The sequence below is a fragment of the Streptomyces sp. NBC_00289 genome (genome assembly GCF_041435115.1).
Taxonomy (GTDB): domain Bacteria; phylum Actinomycetota; class Actinomycetes; order Streptomycetales; family Streptomycetaceae; genus Streptomyces.
Genome location: NZ_CP108046.1, coordinates 4240592 through 4260161, shown reverse-complemented (window position 1 = coordinate 4260161; position 19570 = coordinate 4240592). Strand labels below are relative to the sequence as shown.

At 72.7% G+C, this 19570-nt stretch carries 13 protein-coding genes and 1 pseudogene; 9 read left to right on the top strand and 5 right to left on the bottom strand.

The window, feature by feature from the left end; genetic code table 11:
- The first annotated feature begins 37 nt into the window (after positions 1-37).
- The 9 genes from OG985_RS19280 to OG985_RS19240 all read left to right on the top strand — a co-directional run bounded on the left by OG985_RS19280 (position 38) and on the right by OG985_RS19240 (position 11854).
- On the top strand, positions 38-1831 hold the full coding sequence (locus OG985_RS19280) for a hypothetical protein (protein ID WP_371669589.1): 1794 nt from the start codon (positions 38-40) through the stop codon (positions 1829-1831).
- A complete protein-coding gene (locus OG985_RS19275) occupies positions 1818-2171 on the top strand; it encodes a hypothetical protein (protein WP_371669588.1) in 354 nt (117 codons plus the stop codon). Before OG985_RS19280 ends, OG985_RS19275 begins: the two co-directional genes overlap by 14 nt.
- A gap of 964 nt (positions 2172-3135) precedes the next feature.
- Positions 3136-3849, top strand: coding sequence for a hypothetical protein (locus OG985_RS19270; RefSeq protein WP_371669587.1), 714 nt, complete (start codon positions 3136-3138; stop codon positions 3847-3849).
- 316 nt (positions 3850-4165) lie between these two features.
- Positions 4166-5695, top strand: a complete 1530-nt coding sequence (locus OG985_RS19265; RefSeq protein ID WP_371669586.1) for an aldehyde dehydrogenase family protein — start codon at positions 4166-4168, stop codon at positions 5693-5695.
- 57 nt (positions 5696-5752) lie between these two features.
- Positions 5753-7282 carry a GMC family oxidoreductase gene (locus tag OG985_RS19260; protein ID WP_371669585.1) on the top strand — a complete coding sequence of 510 codons (1530 nt, stop codon included), beginning with the start codon at positions 5753-5755 and terminating at the stop codon, positions 7280-7282.
- A gap of 17 nt (positions 7283-7299) precedes the next feature.
- Entirely contained in the window at positions 7300-8379 is a 1080-nt protein-coding gene (locus tag OG985_RS19255) for a glycine betaine/L-proline ABC transporter ATP-binding protein (RefSeq protein WP_371674434.1), read from the top strand.
- The gene (locus tag OG985_RS19250; protein ID WP_371669584.1) at positions 8379-10322 is read left to right on the top strand and encodes an ABC transporter permease; all 1944 of its coding nucleotides are present in this window, start codon (positions 8379-8381) and stop codon (positions 10320-10322) included. Before OG985_RS19255 ends, OG985_RS19250 begins: the two co-directional genes overlap by 1 nt.
- Position 10323: 1 nt before the next feature.
- Positions 10324-11280 carry an ABC transporter substrate-binding protein gene (locus tag OG985_RS19245; protein WP_371669583.1) on the top strand — a complete coding sequence of 319 codons (957 nt, stop codon included), beginning with the start codon at positions 10324-10326 and terminating at the stop codon, positions 11278-11280.
- Between the two features lie 82 nt (positions 11281-11362).
- Entirely contained in the window at positions 11363-11854 is a 492-nt protein-coding gene (locus OG985_RS19240) for a carboxymuconolactone decarboxylase family protein (RefSeq protein ID WP_371669582.1), read from the top strand.
- 102 nt (positions 11855-11956) lie between these two features.
- Here the strand turns inward: OG985_RS19240 and OG985_RS19235 are convergent, their stop codons facing one another.
- The 5 genes and pseudogenes from OG985_RS19235 to pabB form a co-directional block, all read right to left on the bottom strand.
- Positions 11957-12757, bottom strand: coding sequence for an aminotransferase class IV (locus OG985_RS19235; RefSeq protein ID WP_371669581.1), 801 nt, complete (start codon positions 12755-12757; stop codon positions 11957-11959).
- A 10-nt stretch (positions 12758-12767) separates the two neighbouring features.
- The gene (locus tag OG985_RS19230; RefSeq protein WP_371669580.1) at positions 12768-13943 is read right to left on the bottom strand and encodes an FAD-dependent monooxygenase; all 1176 of its coding nucleotides are present in this window, start codon (positions 13941-13943) and stop codon (positions 12768-12770) included.
- Positions 13940-15499 (bottom strand): annotated as a pseudogene (locus OG985_RS19225) (class I adenylate-forming enzyme family protein); the annotation flags it as partial. The pseudogene OG985_RS19225 and the gene OG985_RS19230, both read right to left, overlap by 4 nt.
- Before the next feature lie 104 nt (positions 15500-15603).
- Entirely contained in the window at positions 15604-17127 is a 1524-nt protein-coding gene (locus OG985_RS19220; protein WP_371669579.1) for a benzoate-CoA ligase family protein, read from the bottom strand.
- Positions 17124-19547 (bottom strand): aminodeoxychorismate synthase component I, encoded by a 2424-nt coding sequence (pabB, locus tag OG985_RS19215; protein WP_371669578.1) that lies wholly within the window; start codon positions 19545-19547, stop codon positions 17124-17126. Before pabB ends, OG985_RS19220 begins: the two co-directional genes overlap by 4 nt.
- Positions 19548-19570 lie beyond the last annotated feature (23 nt).

The window sequence follows — 19570 nt, the reverse complement described above, 5'->3', positions numbered from 1 at the left end:
TTCTGACAAGGGTCTTTCCACGCATCGGGGGAGTGGCGTGAGCACCGCATACGTGCCGCAGCAACCACAGCCGACACAGCCGGCACACACCGGCGCACCACCGGTACCACCGCCCACCGCGCCACACGCCAGCGAGGCCACCCGGCTGCTGTGCGCGGGCACCTATCTCGACTCGGGATACCGCGACCGGGTCATCCGGGAACTGCACCTCAACGAACAGCGGATCGTGGCGCCCTCCCTCGGCTACGACGCGGCCCGCGTCCTCGCGCACGCCCTGCGGGCCCGCCGCCAGGAGCTGCTGTGGGCCGGGCTGATCCTCGGCCTGTGGGTGGTCGGACTACCGTTGAGCGGCGGCCTGCTGGCCGGATTCCTCGCGCCCAGCCTGCTGCTGGCCCTCGCGTCCTGGATCCGCGGCCACCGGGCGGACCCGCCGCTGTACCGGCTGCTGCCCGCCTTCCTCATCCGCTGGTGGGGCCGGATCATCTTCACGGTCTTCCTCGTCGTCACGGTCCTCGCCGCGTTCGACGCCGGTTCGGACAGCGGCTCCTCGTACGACGACTCCTACGGCTACGGCGGCTCGTACGGCGACTCGACCTCCCCGTCCGACCTGGTGTTCCCGAGCTCCGGCGACTTCGGCGACCTGATCGAACCCTGGCGGGCCTGGCTCACGCTCGCCCTGTTCGCGCTGATCGCGCTGTGCTTGGCCGCGCAACGGGGCCAGTTCGCCCGCGTCATGGCCGCCGAGCTGTCCCCGCAGCGCTTCCCAGACGCGGCCGGCGACCCGGCGGAACAGAGCGAGAGCCACCGCTTCCAGCGGCTCAAGGCCCGTATCCGGCACGAACAGCACGCCCCGTTGATCATGTACCACGAGACGCGTCCGTTCTGCGGGGCGGGCGCCGCCTACGACACCTGGGTCCTCGCCGTCGAGCTGCGGCCCGACGGCATGAAGAAGCAGCAGCCGATCAGCAACCGCACGATCCTGGAGACGATCCGCCCGCTGATCGAACAGCTGCGGCTGCCCGCCGAGTACGCCGGCCACCTGGGCCGTGACCGGCTGCGCTGGCTGGAGATCGACGAGTGCGTGTTCCTGCCGGCCGAGGGGCTGCGGCGGCGCGACGAGGCGCCGTACCACCCGCAGGCCTTCGAGGACCACCGGGCACGGGCCGTCGAGGAGGGCGCCGAGAAACGGCGGCACTTCCTCCGCGTCCGCGTCGGCGGCTGGGAGGAGGAACTGGTCGTCACGGTCTTCGTGCGCATCCACACCCAGGGCCGCATGCTCATGCTGGAGATCGCCCCGCACGTGCTGACGCCGATCCGGGAGGACTTCAAGAACGCCGACCGTACGGCTCACCGCTTCCGTCACAACAACGTGTTCGGCAAGGCCGCCTGGGCCCTCGCCCGGGTGCCCGGGTCCGCGGCAGCCTCCGTGGTCAGCCTCGGACGGGGCCTGCTCTACGCCTGGCGGCTGCTGACCGGCGGCTACGCGGGCGCGCTGCCCGACGGGCCGGCGCTGTCCGTGCGGGAGCTCGGCTCGGTGCCCGCCGGGTCCCTCTTCCAGGAGATGGACGTCGCCCGCTACCTCAAGAGCGTGCAGGACCGCGTCGCGAACGGGGTGCGGGTCGCGCTCGAGGCGTCCGGCTACCTGACCGGCGAGTTCGTCCAGAAGATCGTCAACGTCAGCAACGGTGGAGTGAACATCGACCGGGTCGAGGGCAGCACCTTCGCCGTCGGCTCGCACGCCTCCGCCTCCTCCACCCACACCTCCGGCACCAACTCCACGACCGGCGGCGCCGCGCCGCAGAAGGGACCGGGCACCGATGGCAACGGATGAGCCGAACGTCAGCCTCGGCGACGTCTCACAGAGCACCTTCGCCATCGGGAGCCACGCGCGGGCCGAGAGCCATCACGGCACGGCCCCGCAGCGCGACCGGGCCGCCGAGGAACTCCTCGAAGCGGTGCGCGAGCTGCGCGCGGACCTGGAGCGGGTGCGCGGCAGCGAGCAGACGGCCGCGCTGGCCGCCGAGCTCGCCGAGACGGAGGACGAGATCACCCGCACCGGCCAGGCCGCGCCGACCCGCCGGGAGCGCCTGCGGGAACTGCTCACCGACTCCCAGGCCCTGTTGAGCGTCCTCGCCTCGGCCGGCGCCGTCGCGGGTCTGCTGGGGATGTGAGGGGGACACCGTGAGCGGGGGAGAGCGGTTCTGGAACGAGGAGACCCAGCGCTGGGAGGACGACGACACCCGCGGCACCGCCCCGACCACACCACCGCCTCCGGCCAGACCGGACTTCGCCCCGGCCTGGCCCCCGGTGACACCGACCGAACCACCGAGCACCTGGCCGCCCGTCGCGAGCCCTCCGACAGAGCGGCGCCCGAAGGCGGACCCGCCGGGCGGTGGGGCCTCGGACGGCGCGTCGCCCGGGGCCGAGCCGCCGACCGGAAGCGCCCCGGCGAACGGGCAGCCGGGTCCCCCGGCCGGTGCACCGCCAGGCGCCGAGCCACCCGGGACCGACGCTCCGACGGACACACCCCCGGCTGCCCAGGCGCCCGCATCCCCGGCGGCTCCGGGTGCGGCGGCCGCCGGTACCGGTACGCCGACCGCCGGTCCGGACGCGCACCCGGCGACCTGGCCGGTGGCGCCCGTTGACCCGGCCACCTCGGGTGAGGTGGCCGCCGGTGCCGGTACGCCGACCGCCGGTCCGGACGCGCACCCGGCCGTCTGGCCGGCGGCGGCGTCCGCAGGCCCCGCCGTGGCGGGCGGAGCGCCCTCCGCTCCGCCCGGTGGATGGCCGGCCGCCGGTGGGCCGAGCACCTGGCACGGGCCGGGAGGCGTGGAACCTGCGGTCGGCGACGGCGATGGGTGGTCGCCGACGGGAGCGACGGCCGCCGACGCCGGCGCCTGGTCCCCCACGGAGGTGTCGACCGGGGGCGCGCCCTCCGCCGGGATCGGTGCAGGACCGGACTGGCCTTCCGCGGGGGCCGGTGGCGCTGGGTCGGACTGGCCTCCCGTCGGAACCGCTGGTGCCGGGCCGGACTGGCCTGGCGCCGGAGTCGGGGTCGGGGTCGGTTCCGACTGGCCCTCCGCCCAGTGGCCGTCCGCCGACCGGCAGCCGGCACCTCCGGCGACGGTGGGCGGGATGAGCCGGCGGCTCGTCTGGTCCGTGTTGATCGGGGCCGCCGCGGTCGGTGTCGCCGTGAGTCTGGTGCTGACCCTGGTGGTCGACACCGGGGACGACGACGGCAAGGGCAACCGGACGGTCGCGGCGAGCGAGTCCCCGACGCCCGAGCCCACGCAGCCGACGGAGGTGACCGGGTCGCCCACCGAGGACACCGCCTCGCCCAGCCCCACCCTCCCCGAACTCCCCACCGGTTACGAGACGTTCGAGGACGACGAGGGCTTCCGGATCGCCCGGCCCGAGGGGTGGACGCGCAGCACGGTGGACTCGTCGTACGGCATCGCGGTGGTCAACTACCGCAGCGCGGACAGCGAACACCGGCTGCAGGTGTACCAGGTCGCGGAGGAGTCGCCGGACGCCTCGTTCGACCTGTACCTGTCCGCCGAGACCCCCAAGCCGGCCGGCTTCGACAAGCTGAGACTGCGCAACCTCGACGACGGCGAGTTCACCGGTTCCCGGCTGGAGTACCTGGCCGACTCCATCAAGGGTGAACCCGACGTCGGCGTCTGGCACGTCTACGACGAACGTTTCGTGGCCGCCGACGGCAACATCTACGCGATCGCCGCCTACGGCCCCGACTCGGACGGCGGGGACGACGAGCTCGAGGTCCTCACCACGGCGTTGGACTGGTTCTGCCCCTCCCTCGGGGGCTGCGACCCGGCGGCGGTCGACTGACCACGACCTCCGCACTTCCCCCCGCTGCCCCGCTGTCCACGGGACCGGCCCGACGCCGACCTTCACGGTCCACGTCGATCCGGTCCCGTCGCCGTTTGCCGCGCCGCCTCATACACGGACATCAGCGGAATTCCGTGGCGCGCGTCACATCTCCGCATCCCTTTCGCCCCAATTACCCGCATTCTCAGTGACGCAGCGCACTTTCAGCCATGGATTGCGCATGCAACGAGAGGTCGAGGGCAGGCGGACACGGTCCTCGAAAGTGAGACGGCTGTGACGCGGGGGCAGTGAACAGGAACGGAAGGCACATCGGATCATGGCGGAAACCGCCGAACCCCAAGTACCTCAGATGAACAAAACCATTCACGCGGGAGGAGAGTGGCTGGAAGCGGTCTCCGGCGCGACGCGCGAGATCCTCGACCCCGCGGACGCCCTGCCCTTCGCCGTGGTCGCGGAGGGCGACGAGAAGGACACCGACCTGGCGGTCGCGGCCGCCCGGCACGCCTTCGACCACGGCGACTGGCCGCGCACCCCCGTCGCCGAGCGCGCGGCCCTGTTGCGCCGCGTCGCCGACCTCCTCGTCCGCGACCGTGAGCGGCTCGGCCTGCTGGAGAGCCGCGACGCGGGCAAGACCGTGGAGGAGGGCCGGGTCGACATCGACTGTGTCGCCGACGCCTTCCGGTACTTCGCCGACCTCGTCGCCGCCGAGGCGCCGGGCCGGGTCGTCGACGCGGGCTCGCCCGACATCCACAGCGTCGTCGTACACGAGCCCATCGGCGTGTGCGCGCTGATCACCCCGTGGAACTACCCGCTGCTCCAGGCCAGTTGGAAGATCGCCCCCGCGCTGGCCGCCGGCAACACCTTCGTCGTCAAGCCGAGCGAGATCACACCGCTGACCACGGTCGCCCTCATCGACCTGCTGGCCGAGGCGGGACTGCCCGCCGGTGTGGCCAACATCGTCACCGGCCCCGGGCACTCGGTCGGTGCCCGCCTCGCCGAACACCCGGACGTCGACCTGGTCTCCTTCACCGGCGGTCTGGCCAGCGGCACGAAGGTGGCCCAGGCGGCCGCCCCGTCCGTGAAGAAGGTCGCTCTCGAACTCGGGGGCAAGAACCCCAACGTCGTGTTCGCCGACGCCTGCGCCACCGAGGAGGGCTTCGACACCGCCGTCGACCAGGCCCTCAACGCGGCGTTCATCCACAGCGGCCAGGTCTGCTCGGCGGGCGGCCGGCTCATCGTCGAGGAGTCCGTCGGGGAACGCTTCGTCGCCGAACTCGCCCGCCGGGCGGGCAGGATCCGCCTCGGACGCGGCACGGCGGACGGCGTCGAGTGCGGCCCCCTCGTCTCCGAGCAGCAGCGCGCCAAGGTGGAGGACTTCGTCGCCTCCGCGCTCGCCGAGGGCGCGGTGCTGCGCACCGGCGGCAGGCGGCCCGAGCCCTCCGCCGAACGCCCGGACACCGGCTACTTCTACGAGCCGACCGTGCTGGACGCGTGCCACCGCGAGATGCGGGTGGTCCGGGAGGAGGTCTTCGGGCCGGTCCTCACCGTCGAGACCTTCCGCACCGAGGACGAGGCGGTGGCCCTCGCCAACGACACCGAGTACGGCCTCGCGGGCGCCGTCTGGACCGCCGACGCGGGACGGGCCCGGCGGGTGGCGGGCCGGCTGCGCCACGGCACCGTCTGGATCAACGACTTCCACCCCTACCTCCCGCAGGCGGAGTGGGGCGGCTTCGGCAAGAGCGGGGTGGGCCGCGAACTGGGCCCCGCCGGACTCGCCGAGTACCGCGAGACCAAGCACGTCTACCAGAACCTCGCGCCGAAGCCGGTCCGGTGGTTCACGGGCTGAGCCGCTGAGCCCCCTTCCTCGATCCACCGGTTCGATCCCCCTGGAGTGAGTACCACCATGTCCCAGACCCCCCACGTCTACGACTATGTCGTCATCGGCGGTGGCACCGCAGGATCCGTCATCGCCTCCCGTCTCACCGAGAACCCCGACGTCACCGTCGCCGTCATCGAGGGCGGTCCGAGCGACGTCGGCCGCGACGACGTGCTGACGCTGCGCCGCTGGATGGGCCTGCTCGGCGGCGAACTCGACTACGACTACCCGACCACCGAGCAGCCGCGCGGCAACTCGCACATCCGGCACAGCCGCGCCCGCGTCCTCGGCGGCTGTTCCAGCCACAACACCCTCATCGCGTTCAAGCCGCTGCCGTCCGACTGGGACGAGTGGGAGGCGGCCGGCGCCAAGGGCTGGGGCGCGGTGCCGATGGAGGCGTACTACGCGCGCCTCCTGAACAACATCGTGCCGGTGGACGAGCAGGACCGGAACGCCATCGCCCGCGACTTCGTCGACGCGGCGCAGACCGCGCTCGGCGTCCCGCGCGTCGAGGGCTTCAACCAGAAGCCGTTCGACGACGGCGTCGGGTTCTTCGACCTCGCCTACCACCCGGAGAACAACAAGCGGTCGTCCGCGTCGGTGGCGTACCTGCACCCGGTGATGGACGAGCGCCCGAACCTCACGATCCTGCTGGAGACCTGGGCGTACCGGCTGGAGCTGGACGGCACCCGCGCCGACGGCGTGCACGTCCGCACCAAGGACGGCGAGGAACTCCTCGTACGGGCCCGCAACGAGGTCCTGCTGTGTGCGGGCGCCGTCGACTCGCCCCGGCTGCTGCTGCACTCCGGCATCGGCCCGAAGGCGGACCTGGAGGCGCTCGGCATACCCGTGGCGCACGACCTGCCCGGCGTCGGCGAGAACCTGCTCGACCACCCCGAGTCGGTGATCGTGTGGGAGACCGGCGGGCCCATCCCGGAGAACTCCGCGATGGACTCCGACGCGGGCCTGTTCGTGCGCCGCGATCCCGGACACGCGGGCCCCGACCTGATGTTCCACTTCTACCAGATCCCCTTCACGGACAACCCGGAGCGCCTGGGCTACGAACGGCCGCCGTACGGCGTCTCGTTGACCCCCAACATTCCCAAGCCGAAGAGCCGCGGCCGGCTGTACCTGGAGAGCGCCGACCCGTCCGTCAAGCCCGCTCTCGACTTCCGCTACTTCACCGACGAGGACGACTACGACGGCCGCACCCTCGTCGACGGCATCCGTATCGCCCGCGAGATCGCCCGGACCGAGCCCCTGGCGGGCTGGCTCAGGCGCGAGGTGGCCCCCGGCCCGGACGTGACCGGGGACGAGGAGCTGAGCGAGTACGCCCGCAAGGTCGCCCACACCGTCTACCACCCGGCGGGCACCTGCCGTATGGGCGCCGTCGACGACCGGCTGGCGGTGGTCGACCCCGAGCTGCGGGTCCGCGGGCTGGACGGCATCCGGATCGCCGACGCCTCCGTGTTCCCGACCATGCCCGCCGTGAACCCCATGATCGGGGTCCTCATGGTCGGTGAAAAAGCCGCCGAACTGCTGGGAGATGGTGCGTGATGACGACGACCCCGAACATGTCGGCCGAGCCGACCACGAGCGCCGCGCCGACCGCGGACGGCTCCGTCTTCTCCGTGGACGGACTGTGGAAGGTCTTCGGCCCGAAGGCGGAGAGCGTCCCCGCCGACCCCGAACTCGCCGCCCTGCCCGCGGCCGAGCTGCGCTCCCGCACCGGCTGCACCGCCGCCGTCCGTGACGTCTCCTTCGACGTGCGCAAGGGCGAGGTCTTCGTCGTCATGGGTCTGTCCGGCTCCGGCAAGTCCACCCTGGTGCGCTGCCTGACCCGGCTCATCGAACCGACGGCGGGCACGATCGACATCGACGGCGAGGACGTCCGCGCCATGGACCGGTCCCGGCTGCGTGAACTGCGCCGCCACCGCGCCTCGATGGTCTTCCAGCACTTCGGCCTGCTGCCGCACCGCACGGTCCTCGACAACGTGGCGTACGGCCTGGAGGTCCAGGGCGTCTCCCGGGCCGAGCGCAGGAAGCGGGCCGCCGAGGTGGTCGCCAAGGTCGGACTCGAGGGCATGGAGCAGCGCAGGCCGGCCCAGCTGTCCGGCGGCCAGCAGCAGCGCGTCGGCCTGGCCCGCGCCCTCGCCGTCGACCCCGAGGTCATGCTGTTCGACGAGCCGTTCAGCGCGCTCGACCCGCTGATCCGCCGCGACATGCAGGAGGAGGTCGTGCGGCTGCACCGCGAGGAGGGCCGCACGATGGTCTTCATCACCCACGACCTCAACGAGGCCCTCAAGGTCGGTGACCGCATCGCCCTGATGCGCGACGGCCGCATCGTGCAGCTCGGCACCCCCGAGGAGATCGTCGGCTCGCCCGCCGACGACTACGTGCGCGAGTTCGTCCGGGACGTGCCGCGCGAGCAGGTCATGACCGTCCGTACGGCCATGCGCCCCGGCGGCTGCGACGGCCCCGAGCATCCCGGCGCGCTCCCCGCCGACGCGGTCGTCGCCGAGGCGATCAGGGTCGTCGCCGAGAGCGGCCGGCCCGCCTGTGTCGTGGAGGACGGCCGGTGCCTGGGAGTCGTCGACCACGAACGTCTCCTCGACGTCGTGGCCGGAACGGAGCTCCGAAAGGAGGCGGTCTGATGGCAACGGTCACCGCATCCGTCCCCCGCATCGCGCTGCCCGGTGTCCTCAAACACCGTGCCGTGCACAAGCTGCTGCTGCTCGCCCTCGCCGCGGCGGTCCTCGTCCCGCTCGCCAACGCCCGCTGGTCCGGCGGAAGCTGGCCGCAGGCGCTCACCGTCGACGTGTCCGCGCCGCTCACCAGCGCCAGTGACTGGATCATCGACAACCGGGACAGCCACCCCCTGTTCCTCTACTTCTTCGGCTATCTCAGCAACGCCGTCGTGCTGTCCGTGCGCGCCGTCTACCTCGTCCTGCTGGCGGCGGGCTGGGCCGGCGTCACCGCGTTCGCCGGGCTCGTCGCGTGGCGGGTCGCCGGGGTGCGGCTCGCGGCCGGCACCGCCGCCGCGTTCCTCGCCTGCGGTCTGCTCGGCATGTGGGTGCCGACCATGCAGACCCTCGCCCTGATGGTCGTCGCGGTGCTCACCTCAGTTGTCGTGGGCGCCCTGCTCGGCCTGGCGACGGGCCTGTCCGACCGCACGGACCGGGCGCTGCGTCCGGTCCTCGACACCATGCAGGTGCTGCCCGCCTTCGCCTACCTGCTGCCCGTCGTCCTCGTCTTCGGCATCGGCGTCCCCGCGGCGGTCCTCGCCACCGTCGTCTACGCCGCCCCGCCCATGGCCCGCCTCACCGCGCTGGGCCTGCGCGGCGCCGACAAGGGCGTCCTGGAAGCCGTCGAGTCGCTGGGCGCCACCGCCCGGCAGCGCCTGCTGACCGCGCGGCTCCCGCTGGCCCGCAAGGAACTCCTGCTCGGCCTCAACCAGACGATCATGATGGCGCTGTCCATGGCGGTCATCGCGTCCGTGATCGGCGCGGGCGGCCTGGGTGACCGCGTCTACCAGGCGCTGGCCTCGGTCGACGTGGGCGCGGCGCTCGCCGCCGGCATCCCGATCGTGCTGCTCGCCGTCGTCCTGGACCGGGTGACCGGCGCGGCGGGGGAGCGCCTCGGGGAGGACCGCAAGGAGCGCGGACACTGGGCGTACGGCCTGGTGGCCGTCGTCGCCGTCGGCCTCGCCGGGCGGCTGGTCGGCCGGCTCGACTGGCCCGACGCGTGGACGGTGAACATCGCCGACCCCGTCAACCGTGCCGTTGACTGGATGACCGCCCACCTGTACTCGGGCGTGCCCTACGTGGGCGGCACCGCCGACTGGGCGGGCCACTTCACCACCTGGGTCCTCGACCCGGTCCGCGACGGCCTGCAGTGGCTGCCCTGGTGGTCGGTCCTGCTCGTGGTGGCCGCCCTGGCCTGGCTGATCGGCACCTGGCGCACCGCGCTCACCGCCGTCCTGGCCATGGCCGCGATCGGTGTCCTCGGCGTCTGGCAGCCCTCGCTGGACACGCTGTCCCAGGTGCTGGCGGCGGTCGCCGTCACCCTGGTCCTCGGCTTCGCCATCGGTATCGCGGCCGCCCGCAGCGACCGCCTCGAACGGCTGCTGCGGCCCGTCCTGGACGTCTTCCAGACGATGCCGCAGTTCGTGTACCTGATCCCCGTCGTCGCCCTGTTCGGCGTCGGCCGCGCCCCCGCCGTCGCCGCGGCCGTGGTCTACGCCCTGCCCGCCGTCGTCCGCATCACCGCCCAGGGCCTGCGCCAGGTCGACCCCGCGGCACTGGAATCGGCGCGCTCCCTCGGCGCGACCAGCGGCCAGCAACTCCGCCAGGTCCAGCTTCCGCTGGCCCGGCCGGCGCTGCTGCTCGCCGTCAACCAGGGCGTGGTCCTGGTCCTCGCCGTCGTCGTCATCGGCGGTCTAGTCGGCGGCGGCGCGCTCGGCTACGACGCCGTCTTCGGCCTCGCCCAGGGCGACCTGGCGACCGGTCTGGTGGCCGGAGCCGCGATCGTCTGCCTCGGCCTGATGCTCGACCGGGTGACCCAGCCGACGGAACGCCGCGCCAGGAAGGGAGCCTGACATGCGAGTCCGTACCACGTCCGCGGTGGCCGCCGGAGCCTCACTGCTGCTGCTCACCGGCTGCGGCGCCGCCGACATGACCAAGCAGGCCTCACCGTTCGCCAACGCCCAGGGCGCCAAGACCCTCACCCTGTCGGTGCAGTCCTGGGTCGGCGCGCAGGCCAACGTCGCCGTCGCCCAGTACCTCCTGGAGCACAAGCTCGGCTACCGCGTCGACACCGTCCAGGTCGACGAGGTCCCCGCCTGGGACGCGCTCAGCCAGGGCCGCGTCGACGCGATCCTGGAGGACTGGGGCCACCCCGACCAGGAGAAGCGGTACGTCGACGACAAGAAGACGATCCGGCGGGGCGGCGGGCTCGGGGTGACCGGGCACATCGGCTGGTACGTCCCGACGTACTTCGCCAAGCAGCACCCGGACGTCACGAACTGGAAGAACCTGAACAAGTACGCCGACCGGTTCCGTACCGCGGAGAGCGGCGGCAAGGGCCAGCTGATGGACGGCTCCCCGTCCTACGTCACCAACGACAAGGCGCTGGTGAAGAACCTGAAGCTGAACTACCAGGTGGTGTTCGCCGGTTCGGAGGCCGCGCAGATCACGCAGATGAAGCAGTTCGCGAAGGAGAAGAAGCCCTTCCTGACGTACTGGTACGCCCCGCAGTGGCTGTTCAAGAAGGTCCCCATGACCGAGGTGAAGCTGCCGGCGTACAAGGAGGGCTGCGACGCCGACCCCGACAAGGTCGCCTGCGCCTACCCGCACACCCCGCTGCAGAAGTACCTCAACGCGGACTTCGCCAGGAGCGGCGGCAGGGCGGCGGCCTTCCTGAAGAAGTTCAGGTGGACGACCGAGGACCAGAACGAGGTCTCCCTGATGATCGCCGACCAGAAACTGGCACCGGAGGAGGCGGCGAAGAAATGGGTCGACACCCACGCCTCGACCTGGAAGGCATGGCTGTCGTGACATCCACCGCGCGAGACCGGACCGCGCCGCCTTTTTCGGCGACCGCGACTTCGGCGGTCCTTTTCGTGGATAGAGTCTGCCCATGAGCAACAGTGATTCCATATCCCGCGCAGCCCTCAAAAAGATAACCCCCGGCGTTTCCGCGGCGATGGGTTCCCTGCACGGTGCCGCCGTTTCCGCGGCCCAGGACGCCAAGGTGGAGCCGGAGATCCTGGAACTGGTCAGGATCCGCGCCTCGCAGATCAACGGCTGCGCGTTCTGCCTCGACATGCACACGAAGGACGCCCGTGCCCAGGGCGAGACCGAGCAGCGCCTCTACGCGCTGAACGCCTGGCGGGAGACCCCCTTCTTCACCGAACGGGAGCGCGCCGCGCTGGCATTGACCGAGTCGGTGACCCTGGTCCACGACGGCCACGTCCCGGACGCGGTCTACGCCGAGGCGGCGGCGGTCTTCGACGAGGCTCAGGTGGCGGCGCTGATCTGGGCGGTCACCGTCATCAACGCGTACAACCGGATCGCGATCGCGACGCGGATGGTTCCGGGGGCTTATCAGCCCGCCCAGAAGAAGAGCTGAATTCAGGCAGCGGAAACTGCGCCGGGTCGAAGGCAATTCGATCCGGCGCAGTTTTCTGAGCACGTCCGGACGTGTCCCGGCGCAGCTTTTCGGCAGGGGAATTCAGTCGGTCGGCAGCGGCTCCAGGATGTCGTCCAGCCAATTTCGCCATTCTTCGGCACGCGCCGCCGGTGCCGCCTTCATCGGCCGTCCGATCCAGCCCGTCACCGGCCGGATCCCGTGCAGCGCGTTGACCAGCCACACCTCACGGCCGTCCAGCTCCGCCACGGTCCGCTCGCGAGACGCGACCCGGACTCCCGAGCGCCGGGCCCGCTCCTGGACGAGCCCGGCGGTCACCCCGGCCAGGACGGGCAGCCGCGGCGAGGGCAGGCACAGGGTGTCGTCCTCCCACCACAGCACGCTCGCCGTGGCCGACTCCAGCACGAGACCGGAGGGCGTGACGAGCACCGCCTCCTCCGCACCCTCGTCGAAGGCCCGCCCGCGGACCCGGGCCAGGGCGTCCAGGTCCGGGCCCTTGCGACGCGGGGCGGTCCGCGGATCGGGCTGCCCCGCCGCCCAGACCCGCACCTCGCGGGCGAGCGGCGGGGCCTGCCGCAGCAGCAGCCGCAACTCCATTGATCCCGCCGTGAGTTCCACCCGGGGAAACCACTCACCCGTGCGCGGCAGTACGGCGGTCACGTCCTGCCAGAACTCGACCAGCCGGCGCGGCCCCGGCCCGCCGCACTCGGCGCACGCGCGCAGAAACCGCTCCCGGTGCCGGGCGTACCCGCGCATCCGGCCCTCGCGCAGCAGCCACGAGTCCGCGGCGAGCAGCCGTCCGCCTCCGTCCGCGGCCGCCGCGACCAGGCCCCGGCCGGGCGTCCAGGTCGACAGCCCTTCCGCGATCGCCGATCGTGTCGTCAACTGTTCCTCCTCAGTACGTGCCGGTCGCCGCCGGCGCCCCGCGCCGGGGCCCGTACGGCGCGTGCTCCAGCCACGACCCGCACCGGGGCAGCACGGGCGAGAGGACCGCCGCGGCACGCTGCCGGACCCGGACGATCCGGCGCCGTGGCCGCAGGTGCTCCAGCGCGGCCCCGGCGGCGGCGCTGTTGTACAGGCCCGCCGCACGCCGTACCTCGGCGAACCCGGCGACCGCCCCCGCCGTACCGGTCGCGACGGCCTTCGCCGCCGCGGCGGCGTCCGCGATCCCGCTGTTCATGCCGCGCGCGCCGAACGGCGGGAAGAGATGCGCCGCCTCCCCGACCAGCAGCACCCGCCGGTGGGGATCGGTGAAGGAGGCCGCGACCTTCCGCAGGAAACGGTACGTCGACACCCACAGGATCCGCTCGTCGTACCCGTCCCCGACGACCCCGGGCAGCCACCGGCGTACGGCCTCCTCGGTGCCGTAGGCCTCCTCCGCGTCCTCGTCCCGGCACTGCAGATCGACCTGGAAGCCCCCGGTGAACGGCACCCGCATCACGCTGCGGCCGCCGGTCCCCGGATGCTCGTAGTGGAAGACCCGCTCCAGCGGCAGTTCCGCGCCCGGGACGTCGGCCACGTCCACGACCACGTGGAAGCCCTCACCCCGAACGCCCTCCATGGCGATGCCCAGCTCCCGCCGGACCGCGGAGCGGGCACCGTCGGCGGCGACGGCGTACGCGCCCGTCCACACCCGCCCGTCCTCACCGGTCAGCGAGACGCCCGTCTCCGTGCTGCGGACGCGCGTGACGCGGGCGCCCCACACGAACTCGACCCCCGCCCGCTCGCAGGCGGCGCGCAGGAAGCGCTCGGTGTCCACCTGGCGCAGGCTGGTGAAGGGCGGCGTGCCGGAGGCCCGCGGGAAGGTCCGGGCGTACACCTCGCGGCCCCGGTAGAGGGTGCGCCGGGTCTGCCAGGTCCGTCCGTACGACGTGATCTCGGCGGCGAGCCCGGGAGACATCCCGTCGAGCAGGCCGAGGGTCTCCCGGTGCACGAACAGGGCGCGGCTGCCCGGCCGTTCGCGGTTCTCGGGGTCCGCCTCCAGCAGGACGACCGGCAGTCCGCCCGCCCGCAGTCCCAGGGCCGCCGACAGTCCCACGGGGCCGGCGCCGACCACGACGACCGGCTTCACGCGCGCGTGCTCTCTGGCGTCGTGGCCAGCATGCGGGTGATCTCCACCCGCTTCACCTTCCACGTGGCGGTCATCGGCAGCTCCTCGAACCGCCACTGCCGCGGCTCGGCCATCGCGGGCAGATCGGCGGTGGCCTCCCGCCAGCGCTCCGGGTCGAGGGCACGTTCGCCCCGCACACACACCACGGGCACCGGCTCGCGGTCCACGCCGGGCACGATGACGACCTCCCGCAGCTCCTCCAGGCGGGACATCAGCGTGTCCTCGACCTCCAGATTGCTGTGCACGGAGTCGATCTGATCGACCTCACGGTCGATCAGACGCAGCGCGCCCAGCCGACTCCGGTAGCCCATGTCGCCCATCTGCCACCAGCCGCCGTCGAGTTGACGCTCGTACTGCTCCCGGGCGCCGAGATAGGTGAGGATGCGACCCCTGGTGCGCGCCTACATCCGGCCGGGCGTGCCGGGCGCGACCCGCCTGCCGTCGGGGTCGGTGACACGGATCCGGGTGAAGCCGGGGATGCCGGTCCCGACCCGCCGCCCGTCCGCGCGGGCCGCGCTGCGCCGCGTGAACCACTGGAACGCGACGGGCCCCGTCTCGCTCTGCCCGTACAGCTGGATCAGCCAGGGCGAACGGCGCTTCGAGGCGTCCAGCAGCCGCCGTACGGTACGCGGGTGGATCGCGTCGAACGTGGAGCCGTACGACCGGACCCGCGACAGCGGCGCGCCCGGCGCGTCCGCCAACTCCTCCCACAGCACGAAGGTGTTGGGGTGGGTCTCGACGATGCCGGGGCGGTGCCGCACCAGCATCGGACCCACGGCCGCCGGTTCCGGGTCGGTGATCAGCACGAGCGGGCTGCCGAAGTGCAGCAGGAAGCCGAGCAGATGGTAGAAGCGCGAGTGCACGAAGGACATGTGCAGCGCCGCGGTCTCGCCACGGGTGGGCCAGCCCATCGCCTTCTGCGGTACGAGGCGGTTCCACATGGTGTTGGCGCAGTGCACGGCCAGCTTGGGGAGGCCGGTGGTGCCCGAGCTGTGCGTGATCAGGGAGGGGTCCCTGGGGTGCAGCCGCACCGGCGCGGGAGGCGCGGCCCCGGCGTACTTCTCCAGAAGGTCCGCTCCGGACGCGTCGTCCACGGACAGGGTCCGTCGTACGAGCGCGGAGACGTCGACGTCCCGCAGGGGGCCGTCCAGCTTGGCTCTGTCGGTGATCAGCCAGGGCCGCTGGAGACGGCCGAGGAGCTGTCCCACCACGGGGCCGGCCAGCGCGGGGGAGAGCAGCACCGGAACCGCGCCGATACGGGAGACGGCACAGGTCAGCAGCACGATGTCGACGTTGTCCGACTTGTGGACGACCACCTGTTCCGAGGGCCGCACCCCGGCCTTCCACAGCCGGCCGGACAGTTCCTCGACGACGTCGGCCAGCACCGGATAGCTGAGGTCGCACCCCAGCTCGGGACGGACGTCCAGCGGGCGGTCCAGGGTGACGAAGACGGCTCCGTGGCGGTCGGCGGCCCGCCGGAACACCGGGCCCAGGTAGAACCCGCGGTCGGCGAGCAGGGTCTGCTGCTCTTGCATGGCGCCGTTCCTCTCTTGGCGTTCTTTCGTGGTCACCAGGTCGGTCCTGGTCGGCGGCTCTGTCCTGGTCACCGGCCCCGGCCCGGTCACCAGGCGCCCTGGCGGACCAGGTGCCGGCGGAGCTTTCCGGTCGGGGTGCGGGGCAGCGACGGGACGAAACTGACGCTTCTGGGGACCTTGAACGCGGCGAGGCGCTCACGGGCCAGACCGACGAGGTCGTCCTCCAGCCGGGCCGACGGCGTTGCGACGGGCACCACGAACGCGCGCAGCCGGCTGAAGCCGCGCCCGTCCGTGACGGCGGCGACCGCGACCTCCCTCACCGCCGGATGGGCGCGCAGCACGGCCTCCACCTCCAACGGGGAGACGGTGATGCCGCCGACCATCTCCATGTCGTCGCTGCGGCCCAGGTGACGGTAGCTGCCGTCCGGCTCGCGGCGGGCCCGGTCCCGGGTGGCGAGCCAGCCGCCGACCAGGGCGCGGTCCGTCTCCTCGGGCCGGTTCAGATAGCCGGGCGTCACCGTCGGCCCGCGCACCCACAGTTCACCCGTCGCGCCGTCCGGCACCGGCTGCCCGGCACGGTCGCGCAGCTCCACCTCGAAGCCGGGGACGGGACGGCCGACCGTGCCCGGGTGGTTGTGCTCGAAGCTGTTGGCGCAGAAGGCGTGCCCCGCCTCGGTGGAGCCGATCTGCTCCAGGACCGGTGCGCCGAGCAGCTCGGTGACCTGCCGGCCGAGCCCGGCCGGCATGCCCTCGCCGGCCGACACCGCCGCCCGTAGGGAGGCGAAGCAGGCCCCGTGTCCGCTGCCCCGGTCGGCCACGAGCGCGGCGTACGCGGACGGTACGGAGTAGAGCAGGGTCACCCGGTGCCGGGCGACGAGTTCGTCGACGGCGGCCGGGGCCGGACGCCGGTCCACCAGTACGGCGGAGGAGCCGGAGAAGAGCGGGAAGACGAAGGCGTTGCCGAAGCCGTAGGCGAAGTACAGCTTCGACACCGACAGGGTGACGTCGTCCGGGGTGATCCGCAGCAGCCGTCGGCCGATCAGGTCGTGGTACGTCTTCGGGTCGGCGTGGCAGTGCACGACCCCCTTGGGGCGGCCCGTCGTACCGGACGTGTACTGGACGTACAGCGGGGCGTGCGCGTCGACCGGGTGGGCGGCGGCCGGTTCGGCGGCGGCGCCGAGCGCGACCAGCTGGTCGGCGCCGAGGCAAGCCCGGTCGGAGAACCGTTCCTCCAGGCCCGGCCCGGTCACGCACAGCACGGCCTCGGTGTCCTCGGCCACGAACCCGTGCTCGGCGGCGGGGAGTTCCGGGTTGACCAGGACGGCCACGGCACCGAGGCGGGCTGCCCCCAGGAAGGCCGTCACCCAGGCGATCCCGTCGGGCAGGGCGAGCAGCACCCGGTCCCCGGGACGCACACCGAGCCCTGCGAACACCGCGGCCGCCCGGGACCCGAGGTCGTGCACCTCCCCGTGGGTCCAGGCCCGGTGACCCTGGTGGAAGGCGGGCCGGTCGGTCCAGCCGCGACGCTCGGCGAGTGCGGCGAGGTGCGCCGCCAGGTTGCCGGGGGCCTCGGCGTCGGCCGGAGTCGGCGCGGTCTGCGCAGTCGTCATCGCGCGGGCTCCTCGGCGACGGTCCGGCGGACCCGGGCACCGGCCCGAGCCGCGGTCTCCGTACGTTCCCCCCGGATCCGGGCGACCGTGTGTTCCCGGTGGGCCCGCATCTGCGCGGCCGTCTTCAGCAGCATCTCGTCGTACTCGGCGACCGGATCGGAGTCGAGGACGATCGCGCCACCGGCGCCCAGCCGCATCAGACCGTCCGCCAGCACGGCCGTACGGATGACGATGCTCAGGTCCGCGCCGCCGCTGCACCCCAGATAGCCGAGGGCCCCGGAGTAGACCCCGCGGGCCTCGGTCTCCAGCCCGTCGATGATCTCCATCGTGCGCAGCTTCGGCGCGCCGGTCATCGACCCGCCGGGAAAGCACGCCCGCACGCAGTCCACCGCGTCCGTGCCCTCCCGCAGCCGCCCCTCGACGGTGGAGACGAGCTGGTGCACGGTCGCGTACGTCTCGGTGGCCATCAGCCGGGACACGCGCACGGACCCGGTACGGCAGACCCGGCCCAGGTCGTTGCGGAGCAGGTCGACGATCATCAGGTTCTCGGCACGCGTCTTGGCGTCCGCCGCCAGCGCGTCCCGGAGCCGGGCGTCCTCCCGGGGCCCGTCACCCCGCGGCGCGGTGCCCTTGATCGGCTTGGCCTCGGCGACACCGTCCCGCGTGATCCGCAGGAACCGCTCGGGTGAGGAACAGGCCACGTCGAGGTCGCCGAATCTCAGGAAGGCCGCGTACGGCGCCGGATTGACGCGGCGCAGCACCCGGTAGAACTCGTACGCGTCGGGCGGTGCGGGTAACCGGGCGGCGTTGGTCAGACAGATCTCGTAGCTGGTGCCGGCCCTGAGTTCCCGTTGGCAGGCCTCGATGTCCGCGAGATAGGTGTCCCGGCCGCGCACCAGCCACGGCTCGGCGGCGGCGAGGTCCGGACCCTCGGGCGGCACGGTCGGCGGCGCCGTGCCGGGGTCCGCCGCGACGAAGGTGAGCTGCGCCAGCGCGCTCTCCAGCCAGTCGGTGGCCTCCCCGGCTGCCTGCGGGGTGTCCTCCGCCAGGCAGACCGCGTAGGTGAAGCCCTTCTGGTGATCCACCGCGATCAGCCGGTCGGCGAACAGCCAGCAGGCGTCCGGCGTTTCGGCACGGTGGCGGTTCGGCGAGCCGCAGTCGGACTTCGTCTCGTAGCCGAAGTAGCCCACGTAGCCGCCGGTGAAGTCGAAGGGCAGCCCGGTCGCGTCCACCCGACGGCTCGTCAACTGCCGCTTGAGGTAGTCGAAGACACTCGCCGCGACCTTGCGCGTGGGCCGCCCGGCCCGCTCGATCTCACAGCGGCCGGCCTCGACGTCGTAGCGGACGAACTCGGCGAGTGGGCCGCTGTCGTCACCGAAGAACGAGAAGCGGGACTGCCCCCGCTCGACACGGGAGCTGTCCAGCCAGAACGCCCGCGGCGAGGCACCGTACATCCGCGTGAACGCGGCCTCCGCGTCGACCGCTCCGGCGACACGCCGGGTGTGCAGCCGAAACGCGGGACGGCCGGCACGCCGGGGGCGGGGGATGGTCGTGGGTGACGTCGAGGTGGGTGACGCGGGCGACTCAAGCGACGCGGGAGCCGTCGGGGACGGGTCGATCGGGCGCGCTGTGGCGCCCGTCTCGGCGGGTCCGGCGTTCGCGTGCGACCCGGCGCCCGCCCCGGCCGATGTGGCGCCCGCGCCCGACCTGGCGCCGGCCCGGACAGACGGTCCGGCGTTGTGGGACGACGTGCCGGCCGCGGCCGACGATCTGCCCGCCGGACGGGGCACCGACGCCTCGGTCCGGGGCACCGCGGTGTTCTTCGCACGGGTCTTGCGGGCCAGCTCCGCCGTCAGGTTGCGGAAGTTCACGAGCATGCGGTGGCCGTACTCCGTGAGCACCGACTCCGGGTGGAACTGCACCCCCCACAGCGGCCTGCTGCGGTGTCGCAGGCCCATCAGGACGCCGTCCTCCGCCCAGGCGGTGGCCTCCAGCGTTTCGGGCAGCGGCTCTCGTACGGACAGCGAGTGGTAGCGGACCGCGGTGAAGTTCTGCGGCAGTCCCTGGAACAGGTCCCGCCCGTCGTGCCGGACCGTGGACAGATGCCCGTGCCGGGGTTCGGGGGCGGGGGCCACCCGGCCGTGCTCCCCGAGGGCGATGCCCTGGTGGCCGAGGCAGACGCCGAGTACGGGGACCGGGGACTCGGCGAGCATCCGGGCACTGATGCCGAAGTCACGCGCCGTCGCCGGGTGCCCCGGGCCCGGCGACACCACCACGTTGTCGAATTCCGCGAGATTCTCCATGGCGCCGGCGGGCGCGTCATTGAGGATCACCACCGGTTCCTCGCCGTTGACCTCGGCGATCAGCTGGAACAGGTTGTACGTGTACGAGTCGTAATTGTCGATGAGCAGGGTCTTCACCCGCCCACCTCCCTCGGGTCGTT